Source organism: Curtobacterium sp. MCPF17_046, from assembly GCF_003224295.1.
Lineage (GTDB): Bacteria > Actinomycetota > Actinomycetes > Actinomycetales > Microbacteriaceae > Curtobacterium.
In genome coordinates this window covers 152465-176547 of the sequence record NZ_QKLB01000002.1, presented here as the reverse complement: position 1 = coordinate 176547, position 24083 = coordinate 152465, and the positions used below count along the sequence as shown (strand labels likewise).

Sequence of the window (24083 nt, the reverse complement as noted above, 5' to 3'; positions counted from 1 at the left end):
GCCCCCGACGGCCGGCCCCGGGCCGGCTCCGAGGACGGCGGGCAGGACCACGCCCGAGGAGCACGCATGACCGACGCGACCACCACCACCGGCTCCCCCGAGGGCCTCGCCGAGTACGCCGACCGCGGCATGGGCGAACTCGCGGAGAAGATGGGCATGGTCTTCACCGAGCTCTCCGCCGAGCGTGCCGTCGCGAGCATCCCCGTCGAGGGCAACCGCCAGCCGGTCGGGCTCCTGCACGGTGGCGCGTACGTCGTCCTCGCCGAGAGCCTCGGCTCGATGGCGGCGAACATCCACGCCGGCCCCGGTCGGTACGCCATGGGCATCGAGCTGAGCGCCTCGCACTCCCGCAGCGCGACGAGCGGCCGTGTGACCGGCACGTGCACCGCGATCCACCTCGGCGGAACCCTCACGACGCACGAGATCGTCCTCACCGACGACGAGGGCCGTCGTTGCTCGACCGTGCGCATCACGAACATCATCCGCGACGCTCGCTGAACCCCGCGGTCGGTCAGTCCTCGGGCGGCGCCTGGAGCAGCAGTCGGGCGTCCCCGAACCCGAGCCGCCGGTACAGCGTCTCGCCGGCGACGCTCGAGTGCACGGTCGTCCGCTCCGCACCGACCTCCTCGGCGAGGTCGAGTGCCGCACGGACCAGCCGCTGCGCGACACCGCGGCCCCTGGCCTCGGGTGCGACGTACACCGTCTGCACGTCGGCCGTGCACCGCTCCGGGCGGTCCGGGGTCGGTGGTCGGGCGACGATCGCGAGCCAGGCCATGCCGACGACGACCCCGTCGAGCTCGGCGACCACGCACCGGTGCGTCTCCGAGTGCGCGAGCGCGAAGGCCGTCATGGCCTCGCGGAACGCCTCGGGCGTCCCGGCCGGGGCCGTGCCGTCCTCGTCCACCCGCCACCGCCACCGCAGGTCGGCCACCGTCGCCATGTCCTCCGACCGGGAGGTCCGGATCACCACGTCGTCCATGTGCCCAGCCTGCCAGCTGGCGCCGCCGGAGCGAGGACCGCATGACGCCGGACGCACGGAAGGCGCCGTCCGCTCCGGACGGCGCCTTCCGTGGGGTGGCTGGTGGGACTACTTCTTCGCGCTGAGCTGCTCGATGATCGCCTTGGCGACGTCGTGCATCGTGAGCCGGCGGTCCATGGACGCCTTCTGGATCCAGCGGAAGGCCTCGGGCTCGGTGAGGCCCATCTTCTCGTTGAGCAGGCCCTTGGCGCGGTCGACGAGCTTGCGGGTCTCGAAGCGCTCGACGAGGTCCGCGACCTCGGCCTCGAGCGTGATGATCTGCTGGTACCGCGAGAGGGCGATCTCGATCGCGGGGAGCAGGTCGTTCGGCGTGAAGGGCTTCACCACGTAGGCCAGCGCGCCGGCCTCGGTCGCACGCTCGACGAGTTCCTTCTGGCTGAACGCCGTGAGCAGGACGACCGGGGCGATGTGGTTCTTCGACAGCTTCTCGGCCGCGGAGATGCCGTCGAGCTGCGGCATCTTGACGTCCATGATCACGAGGTCGGGACGCAGGTCGGTGGCGAGCTGCACCGCGGTCTCGCCGTCTCCGGCTTCACCGACCACGTCGAACCCGTTGTCGCGGAGGATCTCGACGATGTCGAGACGGATGAGCGACTCGTCCTCGGCGACGACGACGCGACGGGGTGCGGCTGCGGTTGCTTCTGTGTCACTCACGACGAAGAGCCTACTAGACGCGCGATCGGACGGCGGCATCCGGACGCGATCCCCAGCGGGTCCGATCGGGCACCTGACGGGACCGGCCGAGCGGACCGAGTACGAGTGGCGGGACTCGAACCCGCACGCCAGAGGCAGAGCATTTTGAGTGCCCCGTGTCTACCATTCCACCACACTCGCGAGCGGAGCCAGCGTAGCAGCCACCGCGACGACGCCCCGCCCGGACCGGCGCCCTCGCCGCACGGTACGGTCGGAGGTCCGGCAGTCCAGTCAGGAGGAGCCACGGTGGATTCACGCGCCGTCCGCACGTTCCGGGCGTTCGTCATCGTCACCGGCGCCGTCGCGATCGTCGCCGGCATCGTCGCCGTCGTGTGGCCGCGGCCGACACTGGTGCTCGTCGCGCTGCTCTTCGGGGTGTACCTCGTCGTCTCCGGGGCCATGCGGGTCTTCGCGGCCGCGCGGGGACACGGCACGTCGACCGTCTGGCGCTGGACCTCCGGCGTCGTCGGGTCCCTCGTCGGGATCGCCGGACTCGTCACGCTCGTCGACCCCGCGGTACCGCTCGTCGTCTACGCGGTCCTGGCCGGGGTCGGGTTCCTCGTCGAGGGCGTCGCGGCGCTCGTCGGTGCCCTCGTCGGGCACCCCGGTTCCTCCCGGGTGCCGTCCGTCGTGAGCGGGCTGCTGTCGCTGCTCTGCGGCGTCGCGGTGCTGCTCGCCCCGACGCTCGCCCTCGAGGTCTTCACCGTCCTGGCCGGCATCACCCTCGTCGGCGTCGGCAGCGCGGCGCTGCTCCTCCTGCCCGCGCGCGCCTCCGCCCGGCGCTGAACCGGATCGACGCAGCCCGGCGGCGGGGCTGCGTCAGGCCGACCCGGTCCCGAAGAGCAGACCGAGGACGTACGTCACGGCGGCGGCGCCGAAGCCGATCCCCAGCTGTCGGAGCGCCCGTCGGAGCGGCGACGCTCCGCTGAGCACACCGACCACGGCACCGGTGCCGAGCAGCGCGAGGCCGACGAGCGCCGAGGCCACCCCGATCGCGGCCCAGCCGTCGAGCCCGACCAGGTACGGCAGGACCGGGATGACCGCGCCGGAGGCGAAGAAGCAGAAGCTGGAGAGCGCAGCGCTCGTGCCGGTGCCGACCGCCTCGTGCTCGTCGGCCCCTTCGGTGCCGACCGGGCGGGGCAGCGCGGAGCGGCTCCGCACCACCGGCACCCCGCCGGTCGCGGGGCCGGCCAGTAGGGCGGCGAGGACCTCGTCGGCGTGGGCTGCGGCCTCGTCCTCGGACATCCCGCGCGCCCGGTAGACCAGCGCGAGCTCGTTCGCGTCCACGTCGAGGTCGGCGACCGCGCGCTGTGCTTCGGGATGCGGGGTCGATGCGTCGAGGAGCTCCCGCTGTGACCGGACGGACACGTACTCCCCCGCCCCCATGGACAGCGCACCGGCCAGCAGGCCCGCGATGCCGCTGAGCAGGACGAAGTGCCGGTCCGCCCCGGAGGCGCTCACCCCGATGATGAGCGCGAGGTTCGACACCAGTCCGTCGTTGGCGCCGAACACCGCCGCGCGGAAGGTGCCGGACAGGCGCATCCGCCCGCGGTTCGCCAGCCCGCGGACGACTTCGCCGTGGATCCGCTCGTCGGCCGCCATCTGCGCGGTCGCGTCAGCATCGTCCGCGTACGGCGAGCGGTCCTCCGCGCGTTGCATGAGGGCGAGCACGAAGACCGACCCGAACCGCGCCGCCAGCGCGGCGAGCACCCGGGTGCGGAGGCTCCCCCGCAGCGGTCGTCCGACGTCGTCCCCGAGCAGGTCGCGCCAGTGTTGCTCGTGACGCCCCTCGGCCTCGGCCAGGGCGACGAGGATCTCGCGCTCCTCGCCGGTGCGTCGCGAGGCGAGGTTCCGGTAGACGGCCGCCTCGGCACGCTCGTCGGCGAGGTACCGGCGCCACCGCTGCACGTCGGCGCGGGACCGGGACGCGGTGTCGGTCCGGAGGCTCGGATCACCCATGCGACGCTCCTCACGTGCTCGTGCCGGTCGGTGTGGACCGGATAACGGTACCCGCGTGCGGACCGCGCCCGACGGGTGTCGTGCCTCCCGCCCGGGACGGCGGAGGCCGCCACCCTGGTGGGTGACGGCCTTCCGGGTCGTGTCGGTCACGGACCGACGCGACCGTGCTCAGTCGCGGACGTAGGCGGGTGCCGCCTCGGCGTGCGCGTCGCCCACCCGGTGCACGCGCAGGTCGTTCGTCGAGCCCTCGAGTCCGGGAGGCGAGCCGGCCGTGACGATGACCCGGTCGCCGGGGACGGCGAGGCCGTTGCCGATGAGGACGTCGTCCACCTGGGAGAAGAGCTCGTCGGTGTGGGTCTTCCGGTCCACCAGGTAGGACCGCACGCCCCACGTCATCGCCAGACGACGACGCGTCGTCTCGTTCGGGGTGAAGGCGATGATCGGCAGCCCGTGGCGCAGGCGGGACATGCGGCGGGCCGAGTCACCGGACTCGGTGAACACGCAGAGGTACGACGCCTCGGTGAACTCCGCGATCTCGACCGCCGCGAGGGTGATCGCGCCACCGAGCGTGCGGGGCTTCGTGCCGAGCGGGGCGATGCGCTCGAGGCCGTGGTCCTCCGTCGACTCGACGATGCGGGCCATCGTGCGCACGGTCTCCACCGGGTACTCACCGACGCTCGTCTCACCGGAGAGCATGACCGCGTCGGCACCGTCGAGGACGGCGTTCGCGACGTCGGACGTCTCGGCGCGTGTCGGGATCGGGGACGAGATCATCGACTCGAGCATCTGGGTCGCGACGATGACCGGCTTGGCCATGCGGCGGGACAGCTCGACCGCGCGCTTCTGCACGATCGGGACGGCCTCCAACGGGAGCTCGACACCGAGGTCACCACGGGCGACCATGATCGAGTCGAACGCGTCGATGATCTCCTCGAGCGCGTCGACGGCCTGCGGCTTCTCGACCTTGGCGATCACCGGGAGGCGCTTGCCCTCCTCGTCCATGATCTGGTGCGCACGCTCGACGTCGGCGGCGTTGCGGACGAACGAGAGCGCGATGAGGTCCGCGCCCATGCGGATGCCCCAGCGGAGGTCGGCTTCGTCCTTCTCGCTCAGCGCGGGCACGTTCACCGCGACACCGGGCAGGTTGATGCCCTTGTTGTTCGAGACGGTGCCGGCGACGACGACCTCGGTGCGGACGCGCACGCCGTCGGTGTCGAGGACGCGGAGGCGCACACGGCCGTCGTCGATGAGCAGCGGGTCGCCCGGCTTGACGTCCTGCGGCAGCCCCTTGAACGTGGTCCCGCAGACGTCCTTCGTGCCCGGCACGTCCTCCGTCGTGATCGTGAAGACGTCGCCGACGGCGAGCTCGTGCGGGCCGTCGGCGAACTTGGCCAGACGGATCTTCGGGCCCTGCAGGTCGACGAGGATCGCGACGGGCTTGCCCAGCTCCTCGGCGGCGCGACGCACGTTCTCGTAGTTGGCCTCGTGCACGCTGTAGTCACCGTGGCTGAGGTTCAGGCGGGCGACGTCGACCCCGGCCTGGATGATCTGCTTGACGACCTCGTAGTCGGAGGTGGCAGGTCCGAGCGTCGAAACGATCTTTGCGCGTCTCAATGGATTCCTTCGTGTGGTGGAGGTGGCTTCGCGGAACGACGAGAGGCCACCAGCACCCTATCGAGTGCCGGTGGCCTCCCGTCTACGAGGTGGGGACCATCAGACCGAGATCGCCCGGTCCGTCGCCTTGACCGGAGCCGGCAGGATCGTCGACCCCTCGAGGTACTCGTCGACCTTGGCCGCGGCGGCACGCCCCTCGGCGATCGCCCAGACGATCAGGGACTGCCCACGACCGGCGTCGCCGGCGACGAACACGCCCGGCTCGTTCGTGGTGTAGTCCGCCTGGCGGGACACCGCGCCCGACACGGTGGTCGGGAGCCCCAGCTGCGGCTCGATCGTGTCGGTCTCCGGACCGGTGAAGCCCATCGCGATGAGCACGAGGTCCGCGGGGATCTCACGCTCGGTACCGGCCTTCGGGACACGGCGGCCGTCGACGTACTCGGTCTCGGCGACGCGGAGCGCACGGACCTCGCCGGCCTCGTTCGCCAGGAACTCCACCGTGGTGGCCAGGAACATGCGCTCCCCGCCCTCCTCGTGCGCGCTCGTGACCTCGAACACCGTGGCGAACATCGGCCACGGCTGGTCCGACGGGCGCTCCAGCGGCGGCTGCTTGCCGATCGCCAGGTTCGTCACGCTGAGCGCACCCTGGCGGTGGGCGGTGCCGATGCAGTCCGCGCCGGTGTCACCGCCGCCGATGACGACGACGTGCTTGCCCTCAGCCGTGACCTGGTTGTCGACCACGGTGCCCGCGTTCGCCTTGTTCTGCTGGACGAGGTAGTCCATGGCGAAGTGCACGCCGGCGAGGTCACGACCCGGGATCGGGAGGTCGCGCGGCACGGTCGCCCCGGTGGCGACCACGACCGCGTCGTACCGCGACTTCAGGTCGTCCCAGGTGATGTCCCGACCGATCTCGACACCGGCACGGAAGCGGGTGCCCTCGGCCTGCATCTGGGCGAGGCGGGCGTCGATCTGCCGCTTCTCCATCTTGAAGTCCGGGATGCCGTAGCGGAGCAGACCACCGATGCGGTCGTCACGCTCGTACACGGCGACCGTGTGCCCGGCGCGGGTCAGCTGCTGCGCGGCGGCGAGCCCTGCGGGACCGGAACCGACGACCGCGACGGTCTTGCCGGTGAGGCGCTCCGGCGGGTGCGGCGTGACCCAGCCGTTCTGGTACGCCTCGTCGATGATCGAGACCTCGACCTGCTTGATCGTCACCGGCGGCTGGTTGATGCCGAGCACGCAGGACGCCTCGCACGGAGCCGGGCACAGTCGCCCCGTGAACTCCGGGAAGTTGTTCGTCGCGTGCAGACGCTCGATGGCCTGGCGACCCTCGCCGCGCCACGTGAGGTCGTTCCACTCCGGGATGAGGTTGCCGAGCGGGCAGCCCTGGTGGCAGAACGGCACGCCGCAGTCCATGCAGCGCCCGGCCTGTCGCTTGAGCGCGCCGGACTCCTGCTGCTCGTAGACCTCTTTCCAGTCCATGAGCCGCAGCGGGACGGGACGGCGGGCCGGCAGTTCACGTTCCTGGACCTTCAGGAACCCCTTGGGGTCAGCCACGGGTCACCTCCTGGGTGAGGGTGCGGGTCGAGCGGGAGTGAAGGCGGGTGCGCGCGTGGTCAGCCACCGGTGACCTCCAGGATGCGGTTCCAGACGACGGTGCCGTCCGGGTCGAGGCCCTCGTCGACGGCCTGCTGACGCGTCTGGAGCACCGCCGCGTAGTCACGCGGGAGCACCTTGACGAACTCGGACAGGTCGCCCGAGTCGAGCAGCCCGGCGGCGATCGTCGAGCCGGTCTCGTCGGCGTGCCGGCGGAGCAGGTCGGTGACGATCGCGACGTCGGCGCTGTCGAGCGGTTCCAGGCGGAGCTCACCGGACGCGAGCGCATCGGTGTTGACGAGCTCGCGACGGAGTCCGCGGACGTAGGCCGTGCCTCCCGACATGCCCGCGCCGAGGTTCCGGCCGGTCTCGCCCAGGATGAGCGCGAGCCCGCCGGTCATGTACTCGAGTGCGTGGTCGCCCACGCCCTCGACGACCGCGGTGGCACCGGAGTTGCGGACCAGGAAGCGCTCCCCCACGATGCCGCGGATGAACATGCTGCCCTGGGTCGCGCCGTAGCCGATGACGTTGCCGGCGATGACGTTCTCCGACGGGTCGAAGCCCGCGTCCGCCGCCGGGCGGACGACGATCTCGCCACCGGACAGCCCCTTGCCGACGTAGTCGTTGCTGTCGCCCACGAGCCGCAGGGTGATGCCGGCCGGCAGGAACGCGCCGAGCGACTGACCCGCGGAACCGCGGAGGGTGATGTCGATCGAACCGGTCGGCAGGCCGTTCTCCCCGTGCCGGAGCGTCACCTCGTGGCCGAGCATCGTCCCGACCGCGCGTTCCGTGTTGCGGATCGGCAGGTCGAGCGTCAGCGTGCCGCCGTGCTCGAGCACGTCGGACGCCTCGGCGATGAGCCGGTTGTCGAAGTGCTGCTCGAGCTCGTGGTCCTGCGCGCGGCGCCGGGTGCGCGGCTCGTCCGCCCCGAAGTCCGGCCCCTTGAGGACGGGTTCGAGGTCGAGTCCGGACGCCTTCCAGTGCGCGACCGCACGGTCCACGTCGAGCACGTCGGCGCGTCCGATGGCCTCGTCGAGGCTGCGGAACCCGAGCTCGGCGAGCAGTTCGCGCACCTCTTGCGCGATGAACTCGAAGAAGTTCACGACGAACTCGGGCTTGCCCGAGAACCGCGCCCGGAGCTCCGGGTTCTGGGTGGCGACGCCCACCGGGCAGGTGTCGAGGTGGCAGACGCGCATCATGATGCAGCCCTCGACGATGAGCGGCGCCGTCGCGAAGCCGTACTCCTCGGCACCGAGCAGGGCCGCAACGAGCACGTCGCGCCCGGTCTTCATCTGGCCGTCGACCTGCACCGTGACACGGTCGCGCATGCCGTTGAGCATGAGCGTCTGCTGGGTCTCGGCCAGACCGATCTCCCACGGGGTACCCGCGTGCTTGAGCGAGTTGAGCGGGCTCGCGCCGGTGCCGCCGTCGTGACCCGAGACGAGCACGACGTCGGCCAGTGCCTTCGTCACGCCTGCTGCGACCGCGCCGATGCCGGACTGGCTGACGAGCTTGACGTGCACGCGGGCCGAGGGGTTGGCGCGCTTGACGTCGAAGATCAGCTGCTTGAGGTCCTCGATCGAGTAGATGTCGTGGTGCGGCGGCGGCGAGATGAGGCCGACGCCCGCCGTGGCGTGCCGCGTCCGGGCCACCCACGGGTAGACCTTCTGCGGGGGCAGCTGCCCGCCCTCGCCGGGCTTCGCGCCCTGCGCCATCTTGAGCTGGATGTCGGTGGCGTGGGTCAGGTACATGCTCGTCACGCCGAACCGGCCGGACGCGACCTGCTTGATGGCGCTGCGCCGCTCGGGGTCGAGCAGACGCTCGACGTCCTCGCCGCCCTCGCCCGTGTTCGAGCGACCGCCGAGGCGGTTCATGGCGATCGCGAGCGTCTCGTGTGCTTCCTGCGAGATCGACCCGTACGACATCGCGCCGGTGTTGAACCGCTTGACGATCTCCGCGATCGGCTCGACCTCGTCGAGCGGTACGGGCTTGCGCGTGCCGTGCGAGAACCCGAACAGGCCGCGCAGCGTCATGAGCTGCTCGGACTGGTCGTCAACGGCCTTCGAGTACTCGCGGAACACGTCGTACCGGCGGGCCCGCGTGGCGTGCTGCAGCCGGAAGACGGTGTCCGGGTTGAAGAGGTGCGGCGGGCCCTCACGGCGCCACTGGTACTCGCCGCCGGTCTGCAGTCGCTCGTGCGAGAGCACGGCGCCGTCCTGCGGGTACGCCTGGGCGTGTCGCTCGGCGTTCTCCGCGGCGATCACGTCGACGTCGACTCCACCGAGGATCGACGACGTGCCGGTGAAGTACCGGTCGACGACCTCCTGGCTGAGACCGACCGCCTCGAACGCCTGGGCGCCGGCGTAGCTCGACACCGTCGAGATGCCCATCTTCGACATGATCTTCAGGACGCCCTTGCCGAGCGCCTTGATCACGTTCTTGACGGCCTGCTCCGGCGTGAGCCCGGTGATCATGCCCGAGCGCACGAGGTTCTCGCACGTCTCCATCGCCAGGTACGGGTTGATCGCGGACGCGCCGTAGCCGATGAGCGTCGCGACGTGGTGCACCTCGCGGACGTCACCGGCCTCGACGATCAGACCGACCTTCATGCGCTGCTCGGTGCGGATGAGGTGGTGGTGCACGGCGGCGAGCAGCAGCAGGCTCGGGATCGGCGCGTACTCGGCGTTGCCGTCACGGTCCGACAGGACGATGAACTGCTTGCCGGAATCGATCGCCGCGTCGACCTCGTCGCACACGGCGGTGATGCGCTGCTCCATGGCCGTCTCGCCGGCGTCGACGCGGTAGAGCCCGCGGATCGTCACGGTGAGGTGCCGCCCGGACGCCGTCTCGAAGTGCTGGATCTTCGCGAGCTCGTCGTTGTCGATCACCGGGAAGTCGAGCACGATCTGCTTCGCGTGCTCGGGCCCGGCGGTGAGCAGGTTGCGCTCCGGACCGAGGCCGAGCCCCATCGACGTGATGACCTGCTCGCGGATCGAGTCGAGCGGCGGGTTCGTCACCTGGGCGAACTGCTGCGTGAAGTAGTCGAACAGCAGTCGCGGACGCTGCGACAGGACCGCGATCGGGGTGTCGGAGCCCATCGCGCCGAGCGGCTCGGCCCCGGTCTGCGCCATCGGGCGGAGCAGGATCCGGACCTCTTCCTCGGTGTACCCGAAGGCGCGCTGCCGTCGGGTGACCGAGGCCGGGGTGTGCACGATGTGCTCGCGCTCGGGCAGGTCGGCCAGGTTGATGCGACCGGACTCGAGCCACTCGGACCAGGGACCGGACGCGGCGAGTTCGCGCTTGACCTCGTCGTCCTCGATGATCCGGCCGTTCTCGGTGTCGACGAGGAACATCCGGCCCGGCCGCAGACGGCCCTTGCGGACCACCTTCGACGCGGGCACGTCGATGACACCCGTCTCGCTGCCCATCACGATGAGCCCGTCGTCGGTCACCAGGAAGCGTCCGGGACGCAGGCCGTTGCGGTCGAGCGTGGCGCCGACGAGCGTGCCGTCGGTGAACGTGATCGCGGCGGGGCCATCCCACGGCTCCATGAGCATCGAGTGGTACTCGTAGAAGGCGCGGAGTTCCGGGTCCATGTCGACCTGGTTCTCCCAGGCCTCCGGCACCATCATCGACATCGCGTGCGGGAGGGACCGACCGGTCAGGGTGAGGAGTTCGAGCACCTCGTCGAACGAGGCGGAGTCGCTCGCACCCGGGCTCACGATCGGCAGCAGCGGTGCCATGTCGCCGAGGAGCTCGCTCTCGAGCTGCGACTGGCGGGCCCGCATCCAGTTCCGGTTGCCGCGGACGGTGTTGATCTCACCGTTGTGGGCGAGGGAGCGGAACGGCTGCGCGAGCGGCCACGACGGGAAGGTGTTCGTCGAGTAGCGCGAGTGCACGATCGCCAGACGCGACGCGAAGCGCTCGTCGCTGAGGTCGGGGTAGAACGGCTCGAGCTGGAGCGTCGTGACCATGCCCTTGTAGACCATGGTGCGGCTCGACAGCGACATGAAGTAGAGCTCGCTGTCCTGCTCCGCACGCTTCCGGAGTCGGAACGCCTGGCGGTCGAGCTCGATGCCGGAACGCGGCGCGCCGTGCTCGTCCGTGTGCGTGGACACGACGAAGACCTGCTCGAAGGCGGGCATCGCCGCACGCGCCAGGGTGCCGAGGACCTCGGGTCGGACCGGCACCTCACGCCAGCCGAGCACGCGGAGCCCCTCGTCCGCCGCGAGTGCCTCGACGGTCGCCTTCACGGTGGCGCGGGCGTCGACGTCGAGCGGCAGGTAGGCGGTGCCGACCGCGTACTGGCCGGCGTCCGGCAGGGCGAACGGCGCGACCTCGCGGAAGAACGCGTCCGGGACCTGACAGAGGATGCCCGCGCCGTCACCGGTGCCGGCGTCCGACCCGACGGCACCGCGGTGCTCGAGGTTCCGGAGCGCGCCGAGCGCGGCGTCGACGATGTCGTGCCCGGGCGTCCCGCGGAGCGTCGCGACCATCGCGAGACCACAGGCGTCCTTCTCGTTCGCCGGGTCGTACATCCCGGCGGCGTCGGGGACCGCCGAGAAGCGTCGGTGCGGCGAGCGGAGCCCGGTCCGGGACGACGAGTCCGTCGCGCCGTTCGGGACTGCAGAGGGCTGAGATGGCAGGAGCGCCATGGGGAACCGTCCTCACGAGGAAGTGGAACAGGGACAGCGGTGGCCCGGTGGTGCGTTCCGCCCGAGCGGGCGGGACTGGTGCCCGTGCTCGCCGCCAGGAGGTGTCCGGGCGGCGTGCGAGGAGTGGGGCCCGCTTGTGGCGGACCGCGATCGCGGTGTGGTGCTGGGTTCGGGAGAGGTCGGGACCTCAGTGTCGGTCGGCTGCGATGGCGACCGGCTCCGGATCGGCGACACCGGTCGTGGTGTCGTGCTCCGAGTAGGTGTCGTCCGAGTCTACATCGGACTTCGAGCGCGGCTCGCGACCCGGCAGGTACGGGCTCGGCTCCTTGCCGAGGTGACGACGAGACTGCACCCAGAAGAGCAGCAAACCCAGCAGGATCGCGGCGAAGGACATCCAGACGTTGGTCCGGACCCCGCCGAAGGTCTCGCTCGTGTCCACGCGGATCGACTCGAGGACGGAGCGGCCGACGCCGTACCAGATGAGGTACAGGGCCATCACACGACCCCACTGCAGGCGGAACTTCCGATCGAGGAGCAGGATGACCACGGCACCGACGACGTTCCAGATGATCTCGTACAGGAAGGTCGGGTGGAACAGGACGCCCTCGGGCAGGCCGGCCGGGTACGACGGGTTGGTCGCCTCGATCTGCAGGCCCCACGGCAGGCTCGTCGGCATGCCGAACAGCTCGTGGTTGAAGTAGTTGCCGAGACGGCCGGCGGCCTGGGCGAGCAGGACGCCGGGCGCGGCGGCGTCGATGAACGCCGAGAACCGCAGGCCGGTCTGCCGGCAGCCGATCCAGGCGCCGAGCGACCCGAGGATCAGCGCGCCGAAGATCGCGAGTCCGCCCTCCCACACGTAGAACACCGAGAGCGGGTCGATCCCGGGACCGAAGTAGTCGTCGACGTGCGTGAGCACGTGGAACAGGCGGCCGCCGATGATGCCCGCCGGCACCGCCCAGATGGCGATGTCGATGATGATCCAGCGCTCGGCACCGCGCGCGTTCAGCCGGGAGTTCGTGAGCAGCACCGCGATGACGATCCCGACGAGGATGCAGATCGCGTACGCGTGGATCCGGAAGTCCAGCGGCATCGAGATGCCGAACGTGCTCTGCAGCCATGCGGTCAGGTCGAAGTACTGCCACGCCGTGCTCGGGCTCGGGATGCTCAGGAGGGACATGTGGGTGCTGTCGCCTTTCACGGGGCTGGTGGTCGCCGGTCCTGGTGGTGCCGGGGGCCGGTCGGCCCCGATCACTGTAGCGCGGGTCGACCCGGCTCAGCGCCGCGCGGAACCCGACGACAGGTCGGCGGCACGCTCCGCGACGCCGGAGACGCCGAGGTCCGCCAGTGCCCGGACGAACGCGGAGCCGATGATCGCTCCGTCCGCGTACTCGAGCACCTCGGCGACCTGGTCGGCGGTCGAGATCCCGAGGCCGACGCACGTGCGCTCGACACCCGCGTCGCGGAGCCGCGAGACGACGGTTCGGGCCGCGCTGTCGACGCCGGAGCGGGCACCGGTGACGCCCATCGTCGAGACGGCGTAGACGAACCCGCGGCTCCGATCCACGGCCTGCTTCATCCGGGCGTCCGTGGAGGACGGGGCCGCGAGGAACACCCGGTCGAGCCCGGTGCGCTCCGAGGCGTCGATCCACTGCCGGCCCTCGTCCGGGATCAGGTCCGGCGTGATGAGGCCGGCCGCCCCGGCCGCGACGAGGTCGTCCGCGAAGCGGTCCACGCCGTACCGCAGCACGGGGTTCCAGTACGTCATCACGAGGACGGGGGTGTCGACGCGCTCGGTGATCGCGTGCACCGCGTCGAAGACCTGCGCGACCTTGAAGCCGTTCGCCAGGCTCTCCTCCGCGGCGCGCTGGATGACCGGGCCGTCCATCACGGGGTCGGAGTACGGCAGCCCGAGCTCGATGACGTCGACGCCGTTCTCGGCGAGGGCCACGGCGGCGTCGATGCTCGTCTGCAGGTCCGGGTAGCCGGCGGGGAGGTACCCGACGACGGCACCGGCGCGCTCGTCGTTCGCGCGGTCGATGGTCGCGGCGACGGTCTTGTTCATGCTCACGACTGCACCGCCGTCTCGTCGAGGATGCCGAAGTACCGACTGGCGGAGGCCACGTCCTTGTCGCCGCGGCCGGACAGGTTCACGAGGACGACGCCGTCGGGGCCGAGCTCCTTGCCGAGCTTGATCGCCCCGGCCAGGGCGTGGGAGGACTCGATCGCGGGGATGATGCCCTCGGTCCGGCTCAGCAGGCGGAAGGCCTCCATCGCCTCGGTGTCCGTGATCGGCTCGTACATCGCCCGACCGATCGAGGCCAGGTAGGCGTGCTCCGGTCCGACGCTCGGGTAGTCGAGCCCGGCCGAGATGCTGTGGCTCTCGATCGTCTGCCCGTCCTCGTCCTGCATCAGGTAGGACTTCGCACCCTGCAGGACGCCCTCGCGACCGAGGGTGATGCTCGCGGCGTGCCGCCCCGTCTCCACCCCGTCGCCCCCGGCCTCGAAGCCGTACAGCCGGACGGACTCGTCGTCGAGGAAGGCCTCGAAGATGCCCATGGCGTTCGACCCACCGCCGACGCAGGCAGCGACGACGTCCGGCAGGCGCCCGACGCGGTCGAGGACCTGCTGACGCGCCTCTTCGCCGATGACCTTGTGGAACTGTCGCACCATCTCCGGGAACGGGTGCGGGCCGGCGACGGTCCCGAGCAGGTAGTGCGTCGAGTCGACGTTCGCGACCCAGTCCCGCAGGGCCTCGTTGATGGCGTCCTTCAGCGTGCGCGAGCCGGTCTCCACCGGGATGACCTGCGCGCCGAGGAGCCGCATGCGGGCCACGTTGAGCGCCTGTCGCTCGGTGTCGACGGCGCCCATGTACACGACGCAGTCCATGCCGAAGAGGGCCGCCGCCGTCGCGGTCGCGACGCCGTGCTGTCCCGCTCCGGTCTCCGCGATCAGGCGGGTCTTGCCGAGTCGGCGCGCGACGAGCGCCTGCCCGAGGACGTTGTTGATCTTGTGCGAGCCGGTGTGGTTGAGGTCCTCGCGCTTCAGGACCACCCGGGCACCACCGGCGTGCTTCGCGAACCGCGGCACCTCGGTGATGATCGACGGCCGCCCGGTGTACTCGCGGTGGAGCGTGTCGAGCTCGTCCCGGAAGGACTGGTCGGCCCAGGCCTCCCGGAAGGCGGCTTCGAGCTCGTCGAGCGCCAGGACGAGCGACTCGGGGACGAACCGCCCGCCGAAGTCGCCGAAGTACGGGCCTTGCAGGTCACGGAGTGAGGTCACGGTGGTGCTCCCGGGAGTGCCCGGCACGGGGCCGGACGGGTTGTCAGCCGTCGATGAACGACGCGAGCGTGGCGGCGGGGTCGGCGCCGGTGACGAGCGCCTCCCCGACGAGGACGACGTCCGCCCCGGCGGACCGGTAGTGGGCGACGTCGGCGGGGGTCTTCACGGCGGACTCGGCGACGCGCACGACCCCGTCGGGGATGCGGTCGGCGAGCGAGCCGAACAGGTCACGGTCGAGCGAGAAGTCGGTGAGGTCGCGGGCGTTGACACCCAGGATGCGAGCACCGGCGTCGAGCCCACGGGAGACCTCGTCCGCCGAGTGCGCCTCGACCAGGACCCGCATGCCGAGCTCCTCGGCGAGGCCGTGCAGCTCGACCAGGGCGGGCTGCTCGAGTGCGGCGACGATCAGCAGGACGAGGTCGGCCCCCGCCGCACGCGCTTCCAGCACCTGGTACGGGTCGGCGATGAAGTCCTTGCGGAGCACCGGCACCGACACCCGGGCCTTGACCGCCTCGAGGTCGGCGAGCGACCCGAGGAACCTGCGCCCTTCGGTCAGGACGCTGATCGCCGAGGCTCCGCCGCGCTCGTAGTCGGCGGCGAGCGACGCGGGGTCCTCGATGGGCGCCATCGACCCGCGGGACGGGCTGGCCCGCTTGACCTCGGCGAGGACCTTGACGCGGTCCCCCGGCGCGAGGAACGTGAGGGCGTCGAGCGGGGACGCGACCCGGTCGAGGTCACGCTCGACGTCCGCGTACGGCCGGTCCAGGCGACGGGCCGCGGCGTCCTCGAGCGCGCCGGCGACGAGGGTCAGGAGGAGGTTCTCGGAGGGCGCGGCAGGCACGCGCTCACTCGCCGTGGTGCTTGGGGACGAACTTCGGGCCGTTCACGCCGTAGCCGGCCTTGCCCATGACCGCGCCGACGACGAGACCGATGACCACGACGGCGGCGGATGCCCACACGCCCCAGGCCATGTCGAACCAGAAGAAGAGCGTCCCGGCGGCGAAGCCGATCAGCATGATGACGACGGCCGTCCAGGCCGCCGGCGAGTGGCCTTCGCCGAGTTCTGCGGGCTCAGTGTTGCTCACGGTGCTCCTCGTTGTCGCTGGCGCCGCCGGTCGGGCGACGCTCCGACGATCCTACCGCGTCCGTGGTCCGGACCCGCCCGTCGGCAGTGTCCCCCGCGGTCGGGTCGAGACCCGCGCTCAGGTCGTCCCAGTCGACGACGGCGTCGCGGACGACGGGCGCCCTGGACCCGGTCCGGGAGGCGCCGGTCCCGTCTGACGTGCCGGCGCCGTCGGACGTGCCGGTGCCGTCCGACGTGCCGGTGCCGTCCGACGCATGGGAGCCGGAGAGGTCCGCTGCCGACGCCGACCCGGGCGTGGCGACGTCGCCGTACTTCCGGCTCGGACCGGGCCAGGACCGCTGCAGGACGAGCACGGCGACGCCGAGGAGTGCTGCGAGCACGCCGCCGGTGATCCCCACCACGGGCCAGATGCTGACGTCGACGCGCGTGACGACCTGCCGGACGGCGCCGATGTCGCTCACGCCGGCGACGGACCCCACGGCGCTGCGTGCGGCGGCCACCGGGTCGGACAGTGCGGAGATCCCGGTGACCACGACGGCCACGCCGAGCAGGACCTGGACGACCGCGAGCACGACCCGGACGACACGACCGGCGATCGTCAACGCGAGGAACAGCGCGAGGCTCGCGATCGCGACCGCGGTGTACTGCGGCACGACCGTCGCGCCGTCGGCGGCCACGGTCTTCACGACCGCCGCGGAGTGGTCGAGGTGCACGGTGAACCAGGTCTGCGTCCACGCGAGCATCACGAGGCCCGCGACCGCGAGCCCGACGACGACCACGAGCGGTCGGGAGCGCTTCACCGGAGCACCCCGGTCATCCGGTTCGCGGTCGCGACGGCACGCAGCGGCGCCGCGGCCTTGTTGACCGACTCGAGGTGCTCGCTCGTCGGGTCGGAGTCGGCGACGAGCCCGGCCCCGGCCTGCACCCGGGCGACGCCGTCCTGGATCAGGGCGGTGCGGATCGCGATCGCGACGTCGGCGTCCCCGGCGAAGTCGAAGTAGCCGACGACGCCCGCGTAGGCACCGCGCGCCGCCGGTTCGAGCTCGTCGATGATCTGCAGTGCGCGCGGCTTCGGTGCCCCAGAGAGCGTGCCGGCCGGGAAGGTCGCGCGGAACACGTCGATCGCGGACGCCCCGGGCCGGACGGCCCCCTCGACGCTCGACACGAGGTGCATGACGTGGCTGAAGCGTTCGACCGTCATGAACTCGGTCACCGCGACCGTGCCCGGCTCGCACACCTTCTGCAGGTCGTTGCGGGCCAGGTCGACGAGCATGAGGTGCTCGGCCCGTTCCTTCGGGTCCTGCAGCAGTTCCTCGCCCAGGCGGACGTCCTCCTCCGTGGTGGCACCGCGGGGTCGGGAGCCGGCGATCGGGTGCGTCATGGCCCGGCCGTCCTGGACCTTCACGAGCGCCTCCGGCGACGCGCCGACGATCCAGAAGGGCTCGCCGTCGGTGCCCGCCAGGGACAGGAAGTACATGTACGGGCTCGGGTTGAGCGTCCGCAGCACGCGGTAGACGTCCAGCGGGTCGGCCGTCACGTCGTGGTCGAACCGCTGCGAGATGACCACCTGGAAGACGTCGCCGTCGCGGATGTACCGCTTCGACCGCTCGATCGCCGCCGCGTACTCCTCCCGGGTGGACCGGGAGCGTGCGGTCGGTTCGGCGATGTCGAACGCCTCGGCGACGGTGGCGACGCTCGGCTGCACGAGGTCGGCCTGCATCCGGTCGATTCGGGTCTGGGCGTCGGACCACAGCGTGTCGGCGTCGTCCGTGCCGTCGTGCAGAGCGCTCGCGACGAGCAGCACGAGCCCGGTGCGGTGGTCGAGCGCGGCCAGCTCGGCGACGAAGGACAGCGCCTGGCCGGGCACGTCGAAGTCCGCCGGCGGGGCGTCGGGCAGGTGCTCGAGCTGGCGGACGGCCTCCCACCCGATGAACCCCACCGTGCCGCCGACGAGCGGCGGGGTCCCGGGCACGCGGGGGGTGGCCCACCGCTCGTGCAGGCGGGCGAGGACCTCCAGCGGAGCGCCGTCGAGGGACCCGACGGCACGTTCCGCCGACAGGCCGGTGTCGATCCAGGCCGCCCGGTCACCCTCCTGCGTCAGGACGCCGAAGCTCCGCACGCCGACGAAGGACCAGCGCGACCACAGCCCACCCTGTCCGGCGGACTCGAGCAGGAACGACCCGGGGCGTCCGTCGGCGAGCTTCCGGTAGACGCCGACGGGCGTCTCGCTGTCGGCGAAGAGCGCACGGACGACGGGGACGACGCGGTGCCCCTCGGCGACCAGCTGGTCGAAGTCGGCACGGCTGGTGGTGCGGGGTGCGTCGCTCACCGGTCGGACCCCGCGGCGGGCTCGGCGGCGTCGCCGGGGCCGGTCGGCGCGTCGGCCGGTGCGGACGCCGTCACCGGGTCCAGCGGGTCGACGTCGAAGCAGCTGTGCGCACCGGTGTGGCAGGCGGCCCCCACCTGGTGCACCGTCACGAGCAGGGTGTCGTCGTCGCAGTCGAGGGCCGCACCGCGGACGTACTGGGCGTGCCCGGACGTGTCGCCCTTGCGCCAGTACTCGCGCCGGGACCGCGACCAGAAGGTCACCCGACCCTCGGTCAGGGTGCGGCGGAGGGCCTCCCGGTCCATGTAGCCGAGCATGAGGACGTCCTTCGACGATTCCTCCTGCACGATGGCGGGGAGCAGTCCGTCCGCACCGAAGCGCGCGCGGTCGAGGACCGCTCCGGTGCTGGTGCTGGTGCTGTCGGTCATGAGACCACCAGCCTACGGCCCGGCGCGGTCGGCGACCGGCGCGGCGGTCCGACCCGGCCGGGAGGCCCGTCCCGCGCGGTCCGGCCGGCTCAGCGGACGACGTGCCCGGTGGCGCGCAGCGCGTCCTTGACGTCGCCGACGGTCATCTCGCCACGGTGGAAGACGCTCGCCGCGAGGACCGCGTCGGCTCCCGCGTCGATGGCCGGTGCGAAGTGCTCGACGCGTCCCGCGCCTCCCGAGGCGATGACCGGCACCGAGGACACCGCGCGGACCGCGGTGACGAGCTCGAGGTCGAACCCGTTCTTCGTGCCGTCCGCGTCGATCGAGTTGACGAGGAGCTCGCCCGCGCCGCGCTCGACCGCGTCGCGCGCCCAGGCGATCGCGTCGATGTCGGTCTCGGTGCGGCCGCCGTGGGTCGTGACGACGAAGCCCGAGGCGGTGCGGGCGGAGCGCTTGACGTCGAGCGAGAGCACGACCGCCTGCGAGCCGAACCGGTCGGCGATCTCGGTGACGAGCTCGGGCCGGGCGATCGCGGCGCTGTTCACGCCGATCTTGTCCGCACCGCACTGCTGCAGCCGCGAGACGTCGTCGACGCTCCGGACACCACCCCCGACGGTGAGCGGGATGAACACCTGCTCGGCGGTGCGGGTGACGGTGTCCCACATCGTCGCGCGGTTCTCGACCGTCGCCCCGACGTCCAGGAAGGTCAGTTCGTCCGCGCCCTGCTCGTAGTAGCGGGCGGCCAGCTCGACCGGGTCGCCGGCGTCCTGCAGGTCGAGGAAGTTGACGCCCTTGACGACCCGGCCGCCGGACACGTCCAGGCACGGGATGACACGGACGGACACGCCGCCGAGGGCGGTCGCGACGGGCGCGTCGGTCACAGGCGTGCGGCGTGGATCGGGCTGACGAGGATGGCCCGCGCGCCGAGGTCGTAGAGCGCGTCCATGATGAGGTTCGCGTCCTCGCGCGGGATCATCACCCGGACCGCGGACCAGTCGCGGTCGTGCAGCGGTGAGACGGTCGGTGACTCGATGCCCGAGGCGATCGGCGTCGCTCGTTCGAGCAGCTCGGACGGGATGTCGTAGTCGAGCATGACGTACCCGCGGGCGACCAGCACGCCCTGCAGGCGGCGGCGGAGGACGTCGATCCCGGCGATGGTCTCGTCCGTGGTGATGAGGACCGCGGTGGACTCGAGGATGACCGGACCGAAGATCTCGAGGCCCGCGGCGCGGAGCGTGCTGCCGGTGGACACGACGTCCGCGACCGCGTCGGCGACACCGAGGCGGACCGCGCTCTCCACGGCGCCGTCGAGCTTCACGAGCGTCGCGGTCACGCCGTGCCGCGCGAGGAACTCGCCGACGAGTCCGGGGTAGCTCGTCGCGACCCGGACGCCCTCGAGGTCCTGCAGCGTGGCGTAGCGACCGGGGGCCCCGGCGAACCGGAAGGTGGAGTCGGCGAACCCGAGCGCGTCGACCTCGTGCGCGGCCGAGCCGGAGTCGAGCAGCAGGTCACGGCCGGTGACGCCGACGTCGAGCGCGCCCGAGCCGACGTAGGTCGCGATGTCGCGCGGCCGCAGGAAGAAGAACTCCACCCCGTTGCGCTCGTCGAGCAGGTGCAGCGCCTTCGGGTCACGGCGACCGGCGTACCCGGCCTCCCGGAGCATCTCGGAGGCGGTCTCGGACAGGGAGCCCTTGTTGGGCACGGCGATGCGGAGCATCAGGGGTCTGCTTCCTGGAGGAGGGTCGGTGACGGTTCTGCGGTGCGCTGGACCAGCGCTCCCTACAGATGTCGCCAGACGTCCGCCGGAGTGAGGCCCTTCGCGACCATGAGCACCTGCAGGTGGTACACGAGCTGCGAGATCTCCTCCGAGGTGCGCTCGTCGCCCTCGTACTCGGCCGCCATCCAGACCTCGGCGGCCTCTTCCACGATCTTCTTGCCGATCTGGTGCACGCCGGCATCCAGTTCGGCGACGGTGCCGGAGCCCTCCGGGCGCGTCCGCGCCTTCTCGGTCAGCTCCGCGAACAGGTCGTCGAACGTCTTCACGCTCCCAGGCTACCGGTCCGCGAGGGCACGCTGCGCCGCCGCCCGGAGATCGGCGATGCGCGCTGCCGGCTCCCCGCCGTACACCGCGGAGCCGGCGACCAGGGTGTCGGCACCGCTCCGCACGGCCTGGGGCACGGTGTCGACCGCGATGCCGCCGTCGACCTCGAGCCAGACGTCGAGCCCCGACGCGTCGACCGCCGCCCGGGCGTCGGCGAGCTTCGGCATCACCTCGGGCATGAACGACTGCCCGCCGAACCCCGGCTCGACGGTCATGAGCAGGACCATGTCGTAGGCGTCGAGGTGGTGCAGCACCTGGGTCACCGGCGTGCCGGGCTTCAGGGCGACGGCGGCACGGGCCCCGTTCGACCGGATCGCCGCGGCGGTGGCCACGGGGTCGGTCGCCGCCTCGAAGTGGAACGTCACGCTGGCCGCGCCGGTCTCGGCGTACTTCGGTGCCTCGGTGTCGGCGTCGGTGATCATGAGGTGGACGTCGAGCGGGACCGGCGAGACCTGCTGCAGGCGCTGCACGATCGGCAGCCCGAGCGTCAGGTTCGGCACGAAGTGGTTGTCCATGACGTCGACGTGCACCATGTCGGCGGTCCCGATGCGCTGGAGCTCGCGCTCGAGGTTCGCGAAGTCGGCGGACAGGATGCTCGGCGAGATGCGGATCGTCACCCGTCGAGCCTACCGGCCGCGGTTCAGGCCGTTCGGCGCACGAGTGCGATGAACATCGCGTCGGTGCCGATGCGGTGCGGCCAGAGCTGCACCGTCCGGCCGTCCGCGACCCGGGGGTCACGAGCGGCCACCGACCGGACCACGGACGCCGTGTCGAGCTGCTCGAGCTCGTGCCCGTGGCGGCGCATCAGGGCGTCGACCTGTCCGCGGGTCTCCGCCAGGTGCGGCGAGCAGGTCACGTAGGCGAGCGTGCCGCCCGGTGCGAGGACCCGGACCGCGGCCTCGAGCAGTTCCTCCTGCAGGACGGCCAGCTCGGCGACGTCCTCGGGCTGCTTGCGCCAGCGGGCCTCCGGACGGCGGCGCAGCGCACCGAGCCCGGTGCACGGCGCGTCGAGCAGGATGCGGTCGAACCGCACGCCGGAGCCGTCCTGTCCGAAGCGACGGCCGTCGCCCTCGACCACCGTGACGGTGTCGCGGAAGTCGCGGAGGGCCTCCCGGACGAGTCCCACCCGGGCGGGGACGAGCTCGTTCGCGACGAGGGTCGCCCCGGCCTGCGCGGCCTCGGCCGCCAGGAGCGCCGCCTTGCCGCCGGGACCGGCGCAGAGGTCGAGCCACCGCTCGCCGGGCCGGACCTCGGAGGACCGGGAGAGCGCGAGGGCGGCGAGCTGCGAGCCCTCGTCCTGCACGCGGAGGCGCCCAGCCGCGACGCCGGGGACGCGTGCCGGGTCGCCGGCGACCCCGCGGATGCCGACCGGTGAGACGGGCAGGTCGGGCGCGACCGGTGCGGTCGCGGGCGCGGTGTCGCCACCGGCGATGTCGGCGTCGGCGGCGGCGGCGGCGCCGCCAGCGTGGTCGCCGGTCGTGTCGTCGTCGGCGGGACCGACGGGAGGCCCGTCCCCGGAGGCGTCGCCGTCACCCGTGGCGCGCGCGGTCGCCTGCTCGACGTCCTCCGCGGTGGCGACGCCGGGCAGTGCCGCGAGCTGGACCCGGGGCGCCTCGTTGTCGGCCGCCAGGAGTGCGACGAGTTCGTCGCGGGAGCGCTCGGCGGCGAGGGCGTCACGGAACGCCGACACGACCCAGACCGGGTGCGACCACCGCGTCGCGAGCAGTGCCTCGCCACCGAGGCCCGCCGTCACCAGGGCGTCCCACTCCTCCGGGGTCTTCGCGGCGACCTTCCGCATCACGGCGTTGACGAAGCCGGTCGCCCGGGCGACCCCGACCTCTCGGGCGAGTTCGACCGTCGCGGACACGGCCGCGTGGGTCGGCGTCCGCATGGCGAGCAGCTGGTGGACGCCGAGGCGCATCACGTCGAGCACGTCGGCCTCGACGAGGTCCGCGCGACGTCCGGAGGCCAGGGCGACGACGGCGTCGTACCGGCCGATCATCCGGATGGTGCCGTAGGTCAGCTCGGTCGCGAAGCCGGCGTCGCGGGCGCTCAACCCGGCGCGGCGGATGCGGGTCGGCAGCAGGAGGTTCGCGTAGGCGTCGTCGACCTGCACGGCACGGAGCACGTCGAACGCGACCCGGCGGGCGCTGACCTGGCGGGCTGTCTGGGGGCGACCCCCGGTCCGACGTCCGCCGGCACCGGGTCCGCCGCTGCGCCGACCCTCGTCACCGCTCCCCTGTCGGCCCCGCGGCCGTGCCTGTCCCGCGCTCATGCGAACACCTTCCCGTCGAGCGGACCGAGCCCGCGGGCCCAGGCCGCGGCGTCCATCGCCTTCTTGCCGGCCGGCTGCACCTCGCGGAGCACGAGCGGCTCGTCCGCCGTGCCGACCAGCAGCACACCGTCCACCAGTCGGAGCGCACCGGGGGCGGGACGCGGGGCGGTCTCCCCCGCGCCGCCCGGCCCGACCCGGCCCGCCCGGAGCAGCTTGACCCGGGTCTCGCCGAGCAGCGCGAACGCGCCGGGCTCGGGGGTGACCCCGCGGAGTCGTGCGTGCACGACGGCGGCGGGGGCTGCGAAGTCGGTGCGGCCGTCCTCGAGCGTCAGCTTCGGCGCCGTCGTCGGCTCGCCGACCTGGTCGGCGGCGACCGCGGTCCCGGCAGCGAGGTCGTCGACGACCCGGACGACGAGCTCCGCGCCGCGCTCGGCCATCGCGCTGAGGACGTCGCCCGACGTCGCCTCGGGATCGATCGTGAACGGCTCGGTCGCGAAGACCGGGCCGGCGTCCAGGGCCTCGACGAGCTGGAACACCGTCGCCGCGGTGGTCGTCTCACCGGCCATCACGGCGCGCTGCACCGGGGCGGCGCCGCGGTACGCCGGGAGGTCCGAGAAGTGCAGGTTCACCCATCCGAGCCGCGGGGCGTCGAGGGCCGGACGGCGGAGCAGCGCCCCGTACGCGACGATCACGCCGAGGTCGACGTCCAGGTCCGCGATCCGGGCGGTCACCTCGTCGTCCACGCGGGCGGCCTCGATCACCGGGAGCCCGAGCTCCGACGCGACCTGCGCGACCGGCGTGGGGGTGAGCACGCGCTTCCGTCCCTGCGGCGTCGGCGGCCGGGTGAGCACCGCCGCGATCTCGTGGTCGGACGCCGCCAGAGCGCGGAGGGTGGGGACCGCGGCAGCGGGGCTGCCGGCGACGACGAGACGCATCGGACCAGTCTCCCACGAGACCCGGACCGGACGGGCGGCCGAGGTCGCGCCCGGTCCGCGCCGGGACTGGGTGTGTGCGGAGGCGGTCCTGCCTACGGT

The 24083-nt window shown here is 72.2% G+C and carries 22 protein-coding genes and 1 tRNA gene; 2 read left to right on the top strand and 21 right to left on the bottom strand.

All coding sequences use genetic code 11. The annotated features are described in order from the left end of the window. Nucleotides 1–66 precede the first annotated feature (66 nt). The gene (locus tag DEJ32_RS02415; protein WP_110825038.1) at nucleotides 67–498 is read left to right on the top strand and encodes a PaaI family thioesterase; all 432 of its coding nucleotides are present in this window, start codon (nucleotides 67–69) and stop codon (nucleotides 496–498) included. Nucleotides 499–511: 13 nt separating this feature from the next. On the opposite strand, the gene DEJ32_RS02410 is transcribed toward DEJ32_RS02415, so the two are convergent. From DEJ32_RS02410 to DEJ32_RS02400, 3 genes are all read right to left on the bottom strand, one after another. Next, the gene (locus DEJ32_RS02410; protein ID WP_110900197.1) at nucleotides 512–979 is read right to left on the bottom strand and encodes a GNAT family N-acetyltransferase; all 468 of its coding nucleotides are present in this window, start codon (nucleotides 977–979) and stop codon (nucleotides 512–514) included. 108 nt (nucleotides 980–1087) lie between these two features. Further along, nucleotides 1088–1693, bottom strand: coding sequence for an ANTAR domain-containing response regulator (locus DEJ32_RS02405; protein WP_110825040.1), 606 nt, complete (start codon nucleotides 1691–1693; stop codon nucleotides 1088–1090). 100 nt (nucleotides 1694–1793) lie between these two features. Next, nucleotides 1794–1873, bottom strand: a tRNA-Leu gene (locus tag DEJ32_RS02400). 105 nt (nucleotides 1874–1978) lie between these two features. Here DEJ32_RS02400 and DEJ32_RS02395 point away from each other — a divergent pair. Beyond that, nucleotides 1979–2518 (top strand): HdeD family acid-resistance protein, encoded by a 540-nt coding sequence (locus DEJ32_RS02395; protein WP_181420560.1) that lies wholly within the window; start codon nucleotides 1979–1981, stop codon nucleotides 2516–2518. Nucleotides 2519–2551: 33 nt separating this feature from the next. Here the strand turns inward: DEJ32_RS02395 and DEJ32_RS02390 are convergent, their stop codons facing one another. The 18 genes from DEJ32_RS02390 to fmt form a co-directional block, all read right to left on the bottom strand. Next, on the bottom strand, nucleotides 2552–3691 hold the full coding sequence (locus DEJ32_RS02390) for a VIT1/CCC1 transporter family protein (protein WP_110825042.1): 1140 nt from the start codon (nucleotides 3689–3691) through the stop codon (nucleotides 2552–2554). Nucleotides 3692–3859: 168 nt separating this feature from the next. Then, a complete protein-coding gene (gene pyk / locus DEJ32_RS02385; RefSeq protein ID WP_110891288.1) occupies nucleotides 3860–5305 on the bottom strand; it encodes a pyruvate kinase in 1446 nt (481 codons plus the stop codon). 99 nt (nucleotides 5306–5404) lie between these two features. After that, a complete protein-coding gene (locus tag DEJ32_RS02380) occupies nucleotides 5405–6862 on the bottom strand; it encodes a glutamate synthase subunit beta (protein ID WP_110825044.1) in 1458 nt (485 codons plus the stop codon). Nucleotides 6863–6921: 59 nt separating this feature from the next. Further along, nucleotides 6922–11439, bottom strand: coding sequence for a glutamate synthase large subunit (gene gltB / locus DEJ32_RS02375; RefSeq protein WP_110900275.1), 4518 nt, complete (start codon nucleotides 11437–11439; stop codon nucleotides 6922–6924). Between the two features lie 304 nt (nucleotides 11440–11743). Further along, nucleotides 11744–12733 carry a prolipoprotein diacylglyceryl transferase gene (lgt, locus tag DEJ32_RS02370; RefSeq protein WP_110900195.1) on the bottom strand — a complete coding sequence of 330 codons (990 nt, stop codon included), beginning with the start codon at nucleotides 12731–12733 and terminating at the stop codon, nucleotides 11744–11746. A gap of 96 nt (nucleotides 12734–12829) precedes the next feature. Continuing rightward, nucleotides 12830–13618 (bottom strand): tryptophan synthase subunit alpha, encoded by a 789-nt coding sequence (gene trpA, locus DEJ32_RS02365; RefSeq protein ID WP_110900194.1) that lies wholly within the window; start codon nucleotides 13616–13618, stop codon nucleotides 12830–12832. A 2-nt stretch (nucleotides 13619–13620) separates the two neighbouring features. Continuing rightward, a complete protein-coding gene (trpB, locus tag DEJ32_RS02360; protein ID WP_110900274.1) occupies nucleotides 13621–14835 on the bottom strand; it encodes a tryptophan synthase subunit beta in 1215 nt (404 codons plus the stop codon). Nucleotides 14836–14878: 43 nt separating this feature from the next. Next, nucleotides 14879–15676, bottom strand: a complete 798-nt coding sequence (gene trpC / locus DEJ32_RS02355) for an indole-3-glycerol phosphate synthase TrpC (RefSeq protein ID WP_110891291.1) — start codon at nucleotides 15674–15676, stop codon at nucleotides 14879–14881. Nucleotides 15677–15680: 4 nt separating this feature from the next. After that, nucleotides 15681–15920, bottom strand: a complete 240-nt coding sequence (locus DEJ32_RS02350; RefSeq protein ID WP_110825049.1) for a DUF6704 family protein — start codon at nucleotides 15918–15920, stop codon at nucleotides 15681–15683. Then, entirely contained in the window at nucleotides 15907–16719 is an 813-nt protein-coding gene (locus DEJ32_RS02345; protein ID WP_110900193.1) for a Trp biosynthesis-associated membrane protein, read from the bottom strand. Before DEJ32_RS02345 ends, DEJ32_RS02350 begins: the two co-directional genes overlap by 14 nt. After that, entirely contained in the window at nucleotides 16716–18248 is a 1533-nt protein-coding gene (locus DEJ32_RS02340) for an anthranilate synthase component I (RefSeq protein ID WP_110900192.1), read from the bottom strand. Before DEJ32_RS02340 ends, DEJ32_RS02345 begins: the two co-directional genes overlap by 4 nt. Then, a complete protein-coding gene (hisI, locus tag DEJ32_RS02335; RefSeq protein ID WP_110891294.1) occupies nucleotides 18245–18673 on the bottom strand; it encodes a phosphoribosyl-AMP cyclohydrolase in 429 nt (142 codons plus the stop codon). Before hisI ends, DEJ32_RS02340 begins: the two co-directional genes overlap by 4 nt. 89 nt (nucleotides 18674–18762) lie before the next feature. Then, nucleotides 18763–19554, bottom strand: a complete 792-nt coding sequence (hisF, locus tag DEJ32_RS02330) for an imidazole glycerol phosphate synthase subunit HisF (protein WP_258365882.1) — start codon at nucleotides 19552–19554, stop codon at nucleotides 18763–18765. Continuing rightward, nucleotides 19551–20390: an ATP phosphoribosyltransferase gene (gene hisG, locus DEJ32_RS02325; RefSeq protein ID WP_110900191.1), complete on the bottom strand. Its 840-nt coding sequence runs from the start codon at nucleotides 20388–20390 to the stop codon at nucleotides 19551–19553. The genes hisF and hisG overlap by 4 nt, the downstream gene beginning before the upstream one ends. A 62-nt stretch (nucleotides 20391–20452) precedes the next feature. Next, entirely contained in the window at nucleotides 20453–20716 is a 264-nt protein-coding gene (locus tag DEJ32_RS02320; protein WP_058742152.1) for a phosphoribosyl-ATP diphosphatase, read from the bottom strand. 9 nt (nucleotides 20717–20725) lie between these two features. Beyond that, nucleotides 20726–21391: a ribulose-phosphate 3-epimerase gene (gene rpe / locus DEJ32_RS02315; protein WP_110900190.1), complete on the bottom strand. Its 666-nt coding sequence runs from the start codon at nucleotides 21389–21391 to the stop codon at nucleotides 20726–20728. A 23-nt stretch (nucleotides 21392–21414) separates the two neighbouring features. After that, the gene (locus DEJ32_RS02310; protein ID WP_110900189.1) at nucleotides 21415–23049 is read right to left on the bottom strand and encodes an RsmB/NOP family class I SAM-dependent RNA methyltransferase; all 1635 of its coding nucleotides are present in this window, start codon (nucleotides 23047–23049) and stop codon (nucleotides 21415–21417) included. After that, nucleotides 23046–23984, bottom strand: a complete 939-nt coding sequence (gene fmt / locus DEJ32_RS02305) for a methionyl-tRNA formyltransferase (RefSeq protein ID WP_110900188.1) — start codon at nucleotides 23982–23984, stop codon at nucleotides 23046–23048. The genes DEJ32_RS02310 and fmt overlap by 4 nt, the downstream gene beginning before the upstream one ends. Nucleotides 23985–24083 lie beyond the last annotated feature (99 nt).

Excerpts from the sequence above, each read along its gene's own strand:
- DEJ32_RS02310 (WP_110900189.1), bottom strand. The coding sequence starts at position 23,049 with ATGAGCGCGGGACAGGCACGGCCGCGGGGCCGACAGGGGAGCGGTGAC.
- fmt (WP_110900188.1), bottom strand. The coding sequence starts at position 23,984 with ATGCGTCTCGTCGTCGCCGGCAGCCCCGCTGCCGCGGTCCCCACCCTC.
- hisG (WP_110900191.1), bottom strand. The coding sequence starts at position 20,390 with ATGCTCCGCATCGCCGTGCCCAACAAGGGCTCCCTGTCCGAGACCGCC.
- lgt (WP_110900195.1), bottom strand. The coding sequence starts at position 12,733 with ATGTCCCTCCTGAGCATCCCGAGCCCGAGCACGGCGTGGCAGTACTTC.
- hisI (WP_110891294.1), bottom strand. The coding sequence starts at position 18,673 with ATGACCGACAGCACCAGCACCAGCACCGGAGCGGTCCTCGACCGCGCG.
- DEJ32_RS02415 (WP_110825038.1), top strand. The coding sequence starts at position 67 with ATGACCGACGCGACCACCACCACCGGCTCCCCCGAGGGCCTCGCCGAG.
- gltB (WP_110900275.1), bottom strand. The coding sequence starts at position 11,439 with ATGTACGACCCGGCGAACGAGAAGGACGCCTGTGGTCTCGCGATGGTC.
- trpA (WP_110900194.1), bottom strand. The coding sequence starts at position 13,618 with ATGAACAAGACCGTCGCCGCGACCATCGACCGCGCGAACGACGAGCGC.
- DEJ32_RS02390 (WP_110825042.1), bottom strand. The coding sequence starts at position 3,691 with ATGGGTGATCCGAGCCTCCGGACCGACACCGCGTCCCGGTCCCGCGCC.
- DEJ32_RS02410 (WP_110900197.1), bottom strand. The coding sequence starts at position 979 with ATGGACGACGTGGTGATCCGGACCTCCCGGTCGGAGGACATGGCGACG.